This is a genomic window from Paenibacillus sp. J22P169, from assembly GCF_059691995.1.
Genome location: NZ_JCAUAO010000009.1, coordinates 61,306 through 73,250 on the forward strand (window position 1 = coordinate 61,306; position 11,945 = coordinate 73,250).

General features: G+C 45.3%; 10 protein-coding genes. All 10 read right to left on the reverse strand.

Annotated features, from left to right (window positions below):
* Positions 1-72: 72 nt before the first annotated feature.
* A complete protein-coding gene (locus AC58QG_RS29285; RefSeq protein ID WP_497365602.1) occupies positions 73-2,022 on the reverse strand; it encodes an FAD-dependent oxidoreductase in 1,950 nt (649 codons plus the stop codon).
* A 149-nt stretch (positions 2,023-2,171) separates the two neighbouring features.
* The gene (locus AC58QG_RS29290; protein WP_497365603.1) at positions 2,172-2,345 is read right to left on the reverse strand and encodes a hypothetical protein; all 174 of its coding nucleotides are present in this window, start codon (positions 2,343-2,345) and stop codon (positions 2,172-2,174) included.
* Positions 2,346-2,429: 84 nt separating this feature from the next.
* Entirely contained in the window at positions 2,430-2,870 is a 441-nt protein-coding gene (gene dtd / locus AC58QG_RS29295) for a D-aminoacyl-tRNA deacylase (RefSeq protein ID WP_497365604.1), read from the reverse strand.
* Positions 2,871-2,894: 24 nt separating this feature from the next.
* On the reverse strand, positions 2,895-5,081 hold the full coding sequence (locus tag AC58QG_RS29300; protein ID WP_497365729.1) for a RelA/SpoT family protein: 2,187 nt from the start codon (positions 5,079-5,081) through the stop codon (positions 2,895-2,897).
* A gap of 185 nt (positions 5,082-5,266) precedes the next feature.
* On the reverse strand, positions 5,267-5,779 hold the full coding sequence (locus tag AC58QG_RS29305; RefSeq protein ID WP_497365605.1) for an adenine phosphoribosyltransferase: 513 nt from the start codon (positions 5,777-5,779) through the stop codon (positions 5,267-5,269).
* 27 nt (positions 5,780-5,806) lie between these two features.
* Positions 5,807-8,224: a single-stranded-DNA-specific exonuclease RecJ gene (recJ, locus tag AC58QG_RS29310; protein ID WP_497365606.1), complete on the reverse strand. Its 2,418-nt coding sequence runs from the start codon at positions 8,222-8,224 to the stop codon at positions 5,807-5,809.
* 66 nt (positions 8,225-8,290) lie between these two features.
* A complete protein-coding gene (locus AC58QG_RS29315) occupies positions 8,291-9,244 on the reverse strand; it encodes a cation diffusion facilitator family transporter (protein ID WP_497365607.1) in 954 nt (317 codons plus the stop codon).
* A 65-nt stretch (positions 9,245-9,309) separates the two neighbouring features.
* Positions 9,310-10,236 carry a protein translocase subunit SecF gene (secF, locus tag AC58QG_RS29320; RefSeq protein ID WP_497365608.1) on the reverse strand — a complete coding sequence of 309 codons (927 nt, stop codon included), beginning with the start codon at positions 10,234-10,236 and terminating at the stop codon, positions 9,310-9,312.
* A complete protein-coding gene (gene secD, locus AC58QG_RS29325) occupies positions 10,226-11,458 on the reverse strand; it encodes a protein translocase subunit SecD (protein WP_497365730.1) in 1,233 nt (410 codons plus the stop codon). The genes secF and secD overlap by 11 nt, the downstream gene beginning before the upstream one ends.
* Before the next feature lie 99 nt (positions 11,459-11,557).
* Positions 11,558-11,842 (reverse strand): post-transcriptional regulator, encoded by a 285-nt coding sequence (locus AC58QG_RS29330; protein WP_497365609.1) that lies wholly within the window; start codon positions 11,840-11,842, stop codon positions 11,558-11,560.
* Positions 11,843-11,945 lie beyond the last annotated feature (103 nt).

Genomic DNA, 11,945 nt, shown 5'->3' on the forward strand with positions numbered 1-11,945 from the left:
TCATCGCCAACTACAAACTAAGAGCCTTACAGCCACATCCATTGCGGCAATAAGGCTCTTTATTGATTTAATTTATGGTTTACCTGTCAAACCCAGCTTAACGTCACGAATCATCATATACGTATCGGCGTTGGTTAATTTTTGTTTATCAGCAATACCGTTAATCGTTGCTGCAGTTAGCAGTTTGCCCTCTACGAGCTTCGCTTGCGCTTCAGCAGCTGTAACTTTTATACCAAGTGCTTGTGTAAACGTATAGCTCGCTTGCTCAAGGGTCAGCGGGATTTTATCCGCATTTTCCACCTTAGCGATAGCTTGATTAACATCCCCAGCAAACGCATCCGGCTTCATCTTCCTAGCCCCGCCAACCACGTTGACCATTCGCTTCGGATTAGCCGCGTCATCTAGACGGAAGTTATTATCATAAGCACCCGATGCCAAGCCAAGCATCATTGCCGTTTTCAGACCATCGAATGCCTTATGCTCCATGAAAGGTTGTGGCTTAATGCTCATCGGCTGAACTTCCATGCCCTGCTTATTAAGCTGCGCTTGAAGCTTCGCTATCATTTCCTTGGATGCTGAAAGCTGACGGAACGTCATATTCTCTGCTTTCGCTAAGCTCACTGCAGCTCCTGCTGCCTCTCCTTCTGCCATGCCCGTCGGCATGACACGTGCGCTTCCGTGTGGAAGTGTATCGTAGCTTGCCGCTCTGCCTACGACGAGTAAGCCATCAATCTTCTGCGGAACGATACTGCGGAAAGGAATCGCATATTGTTTGGGTTTACACACAACATTGCCTGAATCCGTTGGTGCGATACGCTGAATATCGACAGGATAGGATCCGAAGCCGATGCGATCCCACTGATCTGCATTTGTACAAACATCGACGATACTCAATCGGTATTCGCCTTGCATGTGACGGGTCTCCCTCACATAAAGCTCGGGAGCGGAGCCATCCAGCTCAATCGAAGAAAACTCTGGAAAGGTTTTCTGCATGTAAGCGACAATATTCGGCAGTTCTTTTTTCCCAATATCAAATGCCTCTTGAACCGACTTCGGATCAAAGGTGTCTACACCAAAAATTTGCAAAGCATTAATAAGCACCGTATTGTCATTTTGCCGCCCCATGTTGAGGCCTCTCATTTTGGCTCTATCCTTGTTAATTGCAGGATAATTGCTCATTTCGCTGTATCCGAATACACTCACATCCGTTACACCAGTACCTGAATTGTCATCCCCATTCAAGCGATTAGCCATCAGCTTCCAGACTTCAGGTGTGACATTCTTCAAACGAAAGGCAAGCGTGACAGCCATCTTGGATTTCGGATCCCCAATATCCTCATGTCCCATTGTAAAAGGTACGCCTGCTGCTGCTGCGAAATCACCATCTTGTGTCGCATCAATGACCGATGAGGCTTTAACTACTTGGGTGGTACCATTTTCAAGAGTGATCGTCGCGCCTTGCACCGCATTTTTATTTTGCGAAATTACAGGTTCAATCTTCTTCGTTTTCATCAAAACATCGATATTCTTCTCATTCTTCACAGCATCGTAGAAGGCATTTGCAGCTGTATGTACATCGAAGGAGTCCCCTTCGGTTTTCGCGTACCATTCAGAGAAATACCCCTTGTTCCACACGTCATCCTTGCCCAGCAAGGTCTTACTTGTGGAATAATTCATATCTAGGGAATTAATCCAGCCAAGCGTCATCAAACCGCCTAGAATCTCACGATTCCGACCGTCGATAAGCAATGTGCTCAATCCATTCCGCGCCGACGAAACCGCAGCGGCAACGCCTTCCGGGTCCGTACCAACGACAATCACATCATAGGCGTCTTTCGCCTTTTTTACCGATTTCACTTCTTCAAGGGCTTGTTGCTGCCCACTATGTCCTTTGGCGCCCTTATGGTGATCATATTGATAGTACATGGCGGCCGTTGCAGCCAGCAGCGTAAGTACAATCAATAACCCCATCAACCATAGCCATCCTTTGGATGTGGATTTGTTGCGATTTGAATTTGCCATTACGACGTAAGCACCCACCTTATCTCCTGCTTGTCTTACAATAATTCCATAGGCTAGTTTACCACAATTTGTAGTAGTAGAGAAATTATACCCGTTTCACAAATAAAACCACGCAGGGCTGACGTACAGCACACACGTGGTTTTATGAATTACCGGTAGGATTTCTTAGGAATACTCTTCATTTTTTCATGATCAGACGTGAATTCTGCACTTATTTCAACATCCGCAAACGCCGAAGCTTGACTCATCCGTTCTGCCATCGAGGTATGGAACAATTGCTGAACGGGAGCAGTGATCATTTTTTCTTTGATGGATTGATGCATCTGTAGGCTCCTAACCGCTAGTTTATACTTTATTAGTATAACCACCGGCCGAACTGCCTATCCCGAAACCTGTACCATAAAAGCTTATTTGCTATCAATGACTAACGTAACAGGTCCCCAATTGGTTAAGGAAACATCCATCATTTCACCGAATGCACCGGTTTCAACCTGTAAGCCCTGCTCCCTGAGCAAGCCATTGAATTGATCATACAACGGCTCTGCCTGTTCAGGTCGTGCCGCTGCCATGAAATTCGGGCGCTTACCTTTGCGACAATCCCCGTACAGCGTAAATTGTGACACCGATAAGATGGCTCCCCCTGTATCCATGACAGAAAGATTCATTTTCCCAGTTTCATCTTCGAAAATACGGAGGCCAGCCACTTTATCCGCAAGATACTTCACATCCTGTTCCGTATCCTCATGAGTAATGCCAACCAACAACATTAACCCCTGCTCAATACGACCGATGATTTGATGATCCACGGTTACTTCCGCACGTTTACAACGCTGTACGACTACTCTCATCGTTCCTAAATCCCCTTATTCTTGCTAGGTCTGCATAATCCGTTGAACAGAATAGATATCTTTGACACGTTTTATTTTTTCTACAACGGACTGTAGATGATCGATATTTTTAATTAAAATGGTCATATGGATCGTTGCCATTTTGTTCTTATCCGAACGGCCAGAAACAGCTGAAATCATCGTCTTGCTCTCGGAAACAGCTTGAAGCACTTCGTTTAGGAAGCCGCGGCGATCATGGCCTGTTATCTCAATCTCCACATTGAAATTGGATTCAACAGCCTCTGCCCAATCCACTTCAATAACCCGTTCTTCTTCTCCCATGCTCGTCGGAATGTTGGTACAATCTGCGCGATGCACAGAAACCCCTCGTCCACGTGTGATATAGCCTATAATGAAATCCCCTGGTACCGGATTGCAGCATCGAGCAAATCGTACAAGCAGATTATCCACACCCTTGACGCGAACGCCATTCGTAGGACGGCCTTTGCGCTCTGTAGATGCGGGTGCTTTGACCTCTTTCACTTCGCTGCTCAGCTTAATAATCTGGGCTTCTTCCGCTTCCTTACGCAGCTTCTCTGTTAGTTTCGTACAGATTTGAGCTGCCGTAATACCGCCAAAGCCAACAGCAGAGAGCATGTCTTCAATATCGCTAAAATTAAACTTCTTCGCTGCTTCCAGCATTTTATCATCGCTCATTAAGGTTGGAGGATCAATCGCTAAGCGTTTAAGCTCACGTTCAATCATATCCTTACCTTTTTCAACATTCTCTTCACGCTTCTCTTTCTTAAACCATTGCTTAATTTTACTGCGAGCGTGAGAGGATTGCGCGATCTTGATCCAATCTTGACTTGGACCATAGGAATGCTTAGAAGTTAGAATTTCAATAATATCGCCGGTTTTGAGCTTATGATCGAGCGGAACGATCCGCGAATTGACTTTGGCACCTATGGTACGGTTGCCGACTTCCGTATGAATGCGATAAGCAAAATCTAACGGAACGGAGCCCGCTGGAAGCTCGATGACTTCCCCTTTTGGCGTAAATACGAAAACAAGGTCAGAGAAGAAATCCATCTTCATGGATTCCATGAATTCTGAGGCATCATTCGTTTCATGCTGAAGCTCAAGAATTTCGCGGAACCAACTCATTTTATCCTCGAATGTGCCAGATGGAACAACAGAGCCGCCTTCTTTGTAAGCCCAATGCGCTGCGATCCCGAACTCTGATGTGCGATGCATTTCCCACGTCCGAATCTGAACCTCAAGCGGCTCACCCTTCGGACCAATCACGGTTGTATGCAAGGATTGATACATATTCGGCTTCGGCATCGCAATATAATCCTTGAAGCGGCCAGGCATCGGTTTCCATAACGTATGAATGATTCCCAAAGAGGCATAGCAGTCCTTAATGCCGTCAACAATGACACGCAGGGCCATAAGATCGTAAATTTCGTTAAATTGCTTGCCGCGGGAGCTCATTTTTTTGTAAATGCTATACAGATGCTTAGGTCTTCCAGAAATATCTCCCTGAATTCCCATCTCATCCAATTTTTCTTTGATGCTATGAATCACATCTTCAATGTATTGCTCACGCTCAGTCCGTTTCTTCTGCATCAGATTAACGATCCGATAGTATTGCTGCGGATTCAAATAACGGAGGGCAATGTCCTCCATCTCCCATTTGATCGTGGAAATACCAAGACGATGGGCAATCGGACAGAAAATCTCCAATGTTTCTTCCGCAATGCGGCGCTGGCTTTCTTCTGATTGATACTTGAGTGTCCGCATATTGTGCAGACGATCTGCAAGCTTAATCAAAATAACGCGAATATCCTGCGCCATAGCAACGAACATTTTGCGATAATTCTCGTTCTGCTGCTCTTCTTTGGATTTGAACTTAATGCGCTCCAATTTCGTCAAACCATCAACAAGCATCGCACAAGTTTTCCCGAATTTATCTAGAACAGTTTCCAATGAAACTGTCGTGTCTTCAACCACATCATGCAGAAGCGCAGCGATCACCGAAGTGACATCCATCTGCATGTTCACCAATATATCTGCAACAGCGAGTGGATGCAGAATATAGGGCTCACCTGATTTGCGCACTTGGCCATGATGGGCTTCATCCGCGAATTCATAGGCCTCCCGAATCCTCTGCAAATCATTCTCTTTCAGATAGGTGGCGGCCTTTTCCAGCAGCTGCTCTATACCCATGCATCTACCCATTCCCTTTAGTCGATTTTTATTCATTATGCCTGCAAGTCAGGCCCCTCGTCAACTATTCGCGTACATGCTTTCGACAAAAAGCATCATAGATGCCGAAAACATACACTATTCACTCCGTAGAATGCTATGAAAAAGAGAATCGAATAACGAACCTTCGATTCTCCAACCCTATCTTAATATTGAACAAGAGATACGACATCAATACCATCAAATTTGCTACGGCCGTCTAGGTACGTAAGCTCGATTAAGAATGCAGCTCCAACAATTTCTCCGCCAAGCTGTTTAATCAAATCAACAGATGTTTGAATCGTTCCGCCTGTTGCAAGCAAGTCATCCGCAATAAGTACTTTCTGTCCAGGCTTAATGGCGTCCTTGTGCATGGCAAGCTTATCTTTGCCGTACTCAAGCGCATAATCAGCTTCGATCGTTTCGCCAGGCAATTTGCCGCTTTTACGAATGGGAATAAAGCCTACGCCTAATGCTGTAGCTAGAGGAGCTCCAATTACAAATCCACGAGCTTCTGGACCTGCAATCAAGTCTATTTCTTTGTCTTGAATAAGTTGTTTCATTTGCTCGATCGCTTCTTTGTAAACAGGACCATTCTGCAACAGCGTTGTAATATCTTTGAAACGGATACCTGGCTGTGGGAAGTCCGGGATAACGCGAATATAATCTTTGAAATTCATATGATTTCCTCCAATGTGAACTCTTTTTTATTTTATGTGATCAGCGATCCACTGCTCCAGCTCTTTCGCTGAAGAATACATGACAATGGCTTCAACTTCTTGACGATGCAATCGATGCTGGTACAATCGTGATGTCGTTAAATCTCTTTTGGCCGGAGTGGCACTCAATGTAACCATATTATCATGTTTTACGACAAATTCTAATTCTTCGAAGACAGATATAATAAAATGAATCATGCCGAGTGAGAGTCCTGAGCGTTTACTGAAAGACGCCATCATTCTGGTATCTTGGAGTTGGAGTGATTTCTCCTTCTGCAAGGTCGCATAGAGCATCTTGAACATGTCCCTGGAAGGTAAGGTATTCCCACTATCTTGCCCAAGTTCTGCAAATACTGGATAGCATCGCATCATACCTATCGCCTGTTGGAGTACCCCTTTCAAGCTGTCAATCTGACGCGGTAAGGTGTACAAAATGACATCTTGGAGCTCCCCGAACGCGATCGCGTTTGCTGCCTCATTACCCGACCTTAGAGAGCCGGTATCTTGCACGATCCAATAAGGCACTTGATCTCCGACCTGAGTCGCAGTTGCCTGATACAAAGCTACGTCTGCCTCGTCAAAAAGCACAATTCCCGGTGACCTCAGTGGCGCCGCAGGTCCTCCTGAGAGATTGCTCGCAAGCGCTGCAAGCTTCATGTGCAATTGCCCCGTACCTCGCCAATCGAATACCTGCGTATGCGGGATACGCAGATCCTGCATGATGATTTGCGGCTTTCGAACGCCATTCCACTCATTAATCGAGAGCTCTCCCAAGACATCCACCTTGGCCGATGGTGCAATAAGCGCTGCTAAACTCCCTTTGCCAAAGCCTACTGCTTCAACCGTACAGCTGACTTCATCCTTCGCTTGTGAGAGTCCCAGCTTCAGATGCTGCTTTTCCTTACCCATGGTTCGAATATCTTCAAGTCCCAATTCCGTAAACATAAACTTCGGTGATGGATTCCCCATTCCGAATGGTGCTAGCAGTTCAAGCCCCTCAATGCTTGCAATAGGCACATCGACTAGGCTGCACGCATTATCTACTCGTAACACGGGAACGAAGTCTTGTTCCGTCAAAGTTGCCGCTGCGAGCTCATTCAATCGAAGTGCGAAAGCTTCCAGATGACCACTATCCAAGCTCATCCCTGCGGCTGCTTGATGCCCGCCGTAGTGGTCAAGCAGATCCTTACAAGCTGTCAACGCCTTGTGCAAATCAAAGCCTGCAATCGAACGTGCAGAACCTTTGGCCATGCCCTTCTCTGGGTCAATGCTCAGTACGAGCGTAGGCCGATAGAATTTCTCCACAATCTTTGAGGCAACAATCCCAACAACACCAACATTCCAGTTCTCTTTGGCTACAACGATAACTTTATCCAAGCCTTTTGCTCGCTGCTCCTCCGCCATTGCGAACGCTTCTTGGACCATATCCTCGACGATTTGTTGACGTTCCTTATTCAGCATATCCAATTCGAAGGCAATTTGCTCCGCTTCTTTTTCATCCGTCGTGGTAAGCAGCCTTACAGCAATATCAGCTGCTTCTAACCGACCGCTCGCATTAATTTTGGGAGCCAGTGAGAAACCAATATGCCCTGCGGTAATCTCTTTTCGTTCTATGCCTGACACACCGATAAGGGAACGAAATCCGACATAACTGGAATCCTGCATGCGTACAAGGCCCATCTTCACAAGCAACCTATTCTCACCTGTAAGTGGCATAAGATCAGCTACTGTACCAAGCGCAGCGAATTCAAGAAGCTCTTCCGGAAACCGCTCCAGCAGCGCATGCGCGAGCTTAAATGCAACGCCTACACCTGCTAATAGCTTATAGGGATATGGACAGCCAGGCTTCTTAGGGTTTATCACAGCTAAGGCATCAGGCAGTACTTCTGGCGGTTCATGATGATCCGTGACAATGACATCCAAGCCGATTTCATGGCAATAGGCAATTTCTTGAACGGCGCTTATTCCCGTATCCACCGTAATAAGCAGCTGAACACCTTGCTCCTTCGCCAAGGCCATTGCAGCACGGTTCAAACCATATCCTTCGCGAATCCGATGGGGAATATAGGTATCGAAACGTGCTCCTAAGCCTTTTAACAAATGCGCCATTAAAGAAGTACTACTGACACCATCTGCATCATAATCGCCATAAACACGAATTAACTCGTTGTTTTGCAGTGCTTTGCGAATTCGCTCCACAGCGGGCAGCATCCCGTCCAACAAGTAGGGATCATGGTAATCACCAACGCCGCCCTGCATAAATTGTTTGGCCTCAGACACGTTGCGAATATCTCGCAGAACTAGAATACGGGCAACCAAGGGATCCAGCTGCAGCTCACGAACAAATTCTTCAACAAGCGCTTCATCCGCATTTCCAATGTTCCATCTTGCCTTCGGTGCTAGCACTTGGGGGGTCCTCCTTGGGGTTTTCCTAAGTAAATCTCGTGATACTTAGACTTCGAAAACAATAAATTAGTGTAAAACAGACGGCAGCTCACTAGCTTCCACATCTGCTTGTTGTTTGTAGGGATAACCTGCATCATAAGGATTCACATGAATGAACACATGTGTGACATGATGGTACTGCTTCAACAGCTGTTGTTTAATTTTCTTTGACACCTCATGCCCCTCCCACACAGAAAGTCTGGGATTTACACTGATTGTCATTTCGATGACAACATAATGCCCATGTTCTCTCGCATTCAAATCATCAACCGTAATCACACCATGAATCTTTTGAACAGTTTGCACAAAATCAGCTGCCTCTTCCTGGTGAAGAACTTTTTCGGTTGAGGTAGATATGGTTTTGCTAACTAAGGAGAATCCCATTTTACCTATAAAAAGTGCAACAATGAGTCCAGATAATGCATCCACATAGGAAAGTGCAGTAAATCCAATTGCATGTGCTAGCATCGTCGAACCAATGCCAACCACAACCACAAAAGAAGAGTATATATCGGAACCGCGTCTTCGTGCATTGGCAATAAATTCCTCTGCTCCAACCTGATTGCCGAGCCTGCTCAATAATCGGAACATGACTTCCTTCGTTAGAAGCGAGAAAACGAGAACAGCAAGGGGCATTATGGTGAAATCATAATCGGCATGGTTGAACATTGATTTGACAGATACGATGCCTAATTCAGTGCCAATCACCATAACCAGTACAATGAGCAGAATCGAACCGACTGAAATTTTTTGATCCAATCCTCGGAAGGAAGCACCGGCCAACTGCACTCTCATCGACCTTACTCTGGTGCTAGCAGCAGCTAATATGCAAACCCCTGCCGCTGACTGTGCCGCCGCTGCGATCAGTGAAATACTATGTGCCTGGAAGCCAACAATGCCCTTCAGACAAGCCAGCACAGCAAGGACGATCATACCTCCCCAGAGTGCGTATTCTGTCTTTTGAAAACCCTCATCATTCACGTGGACATTCCCCCTGAACGGATACAAAGGCCGCGCAACAATCACGCGGCCGGTTATTATGGTTATTACGCTGCAGCTTTCTTTTTAGAACGTGATAAGGAGTTTCTTTTGAACAAATACCACAAGGAACACGCAATGAAGATGGAAGAGTAAGCACCGCTTGTTAAACCAATTAACTTAGCTAATGCGAACAGCTTAATGGACTCGCTTCCGAATAGATATAAACAACCTGCTGCGATTAACACAACGAGAACCGTATTGATGTTACGCGCCATGGTTTGCCAGATACTGTCGTTGACTAGAGCAACAAGGTCTGCATCTGTTTTAAGTTTAGCGAAACGTAAATTTTCACGAATCCGGTCAAAGATAACGATCTTATCATTAATGGAATAACCGATCGTGGTCAAGACAGCCGCAAGGAACGGAAGGTTCACTTCGAAACGGAAAATCGCAAACATTGCAATTACGATGAACGCATCGTGCAAGATAGCGATAATCGCTGCTAGAGCAAAACGCCATTCAAAACGGATACTAACATACAAACAAATCAATACGCTAGAAATGGCAACAGCGTACACCGCTTTCATCAATAACTCTTTGGCTAGCTGTGGATCAACGGTATTGATTTCCTTCGAAACCTCTGCACTATAGGCTGTTGCAAATGCTTTCTGTATCTTGTTCACCGTCGCATCATCCAGTACATCATCGAAACGGATCGACACGCGGTCACTGTTATTCCCGCCAATTGTAGGATCTGCATATTTCGACTTAACGTCACCGCTGGTGTTCAAGCCATGCAGAATTTCCTCAACTTTGGCACTATCCATTTGTTTACCGACAACAAGGTCGATATTCGTTCCTGCTTTAAAATCGACACCGAAATTCATGCCTGAGGTTAAAATAACAACTAACCCGATGATCAGAATTGCAGCCGATATGATGAAAAATTTATTGCGATTTTTTACAAAATCGAACTTTTGCTTAGAGTCCACGGATGTCTGCCTCCTTCACACCGAAATAACTTGGCTTTTTCAGCAAATTACCCCGGATAATAAGATGTAGCAGCCATCTGGAGAACAAGACGTTCGTTAAGATACTGATAATAATACTCATCATCGTAATAACTGCGAATCCGCGAATAGCGCCATTACCAACATAATAAAGCACGATACCCGCGATTAAATTCGTTACGTTCGCATCCATAATCGTACGGAAGGAATGCTTCGTCCCTGCTTTCAGGGATGAAAGGATACTCTTGCCTGCACGGATTTCTTCGCGAATTCTTTCATATGTGATAATGTTCGCATCAACGGCCATCCCTGCGCCTAAGACAAGGGCAGCAATACCAGGCAACGTCAACGTGGCATTCATAAAGTCGAAGATCGCTAATAATACCCACACATACGTAATCAATGTAAACGCAGCTACAAGTCCTGGTACACGATAATAAAGGACCATGAACAAGAAGATTAAGATCGAAGCGATTAACCCCGCTCTAGCTGTCTCATGCAAGGAAGCTTTTCCTAAAGTAGCATCAACACGTTGTATGTATTTTTCCGTTAATTTGAGCGGCATAGCGCCCAAGTTAATCATCTTCGCTACTTTGGTAGCCTCGGCTACGTTAGTTTGTGTAATGATTGCGGAGTCGCTATCAATTGGGAAATTGACAGACGCCGTGGACTGCACGACATCATCCAAATAAATAGACAACGTGCTGCCTACCAGCTTCGTTGTTACTTCTTTGAATTTCTCTCTGCTTTTCATTTTGATCTCAACGATCGGTTGCTTCGTATTCGGATCATAGCTTAATTTCGCTGCGTTCTCGACGAAGTCAGTTCCATTCATGTAAACCGTTCCATCAGGTCCTCTGAATGTAAGTACGGATGGCTTGGACATCAAGGTACGTACTTCTTCTTCGTTCTCCACACCCGCAAGACGTACGCGAATACGATCGGAACCTTCTGGGTACACCTCAGGCTCAGCAACACCAAGTGAATCCGCACGTTTAGCAAGGCTTTGCGCTGCTTCCGTAAGCGTTTCCTTCGTTAGAGGCTGTCCAGCCGTTAACGGCTCTGCGGTGTATAATATTTCGAAACCGCCTTTTAAATCCAATCCAAGCTTAATACGATCTACTAGTCTAGGGCTCGTTGCTCCAATTGCGCCAAGAACAATGATAACCGTTAGAAAAAAGAACGAAATTCTTTTCCAATCCAGCATCTGTTGCTAGTCTCCCTTCAATACTCAATATGCCTATTATACTCAGGTCTGAAAAACGAGTCAATTTAAGTCGTTTCATGAAAAATAAGCCCATTCTTAGAATTGGGCTCCTCTATACATACTAATCGTCATCCAGTTCATAAACGCTGTAGATTTGAGGGACAAAATATCATTTACGATTTGATGGAGAGAGGGCAACCCAGTCTTGCGGTACTTGTCGCTTACACAATCCCATATATCCTTGCCGGTAACATGCTCGTATCCGAGAAGAATAAACTCTTCAACCTTACTCAAACATAAGTTTTCGATGATTTCATTCAGCTCGTGATCCGAAAGCCCCGGACTCTCTTCTTCACTTCCGTTATCCTGTGCGTCATTCATGGGGGATCCTCCTAAGGCATTGGTTTTACCTGTATGTTATATCATTCGAGATTCACTTCGTGATTTCCTGCCAAATAGCCCCTCGTCCATAAAATCTTAGCAT

Excerpts from the sequence above, each read along its gene's own strand:
- AC58QG_RS29285 (WP_497365602.1), bottom strand. The coding sequence starts at position 2,022 with ATGGCAAATTCAAATCGCAACAAATCCACATCCAAAGGATGGCTATGG.
- AC58QG_RS29290 (WP_497365603.1), bottom strand. The coding sequence starts at position 2,345 with ATGCATCAATCCATCAAAGAAAAAATGATCACTGCTCCCGTTCAGCAA.
- dtd (WP_497365604.1), bottom strand. The coding sequence starts at position 2,870 with ATGAGAGTAGTCGTACAGCGTTGTAAACGTGCGGAAGTAACCGTGGAT.
- AC58QG_RS29300 (WP_497365729.1), bottom strand. The coding sequence starts at position 5,081 with ATGGGTATAGAGCAGCTGCTGGAAAAGGCCGCCACCTATCTGAAAGAG.
- AC58QG_RS29305 (WP_497365605.1), bottom strand. The coding sequence starts at position 5,779 with ATGAATTTCAAAGATTATATTCGCGTTATCCCGGACTTCCCACAGCCA.
- AC58QG_RS29330 (WP_497365609.1), bottom strand. The coding sequence starts at position 11,842 with ATGAATGACGCACAGGATAACGGAAGTGAAGAAGAGAGTCCGGGGCTT.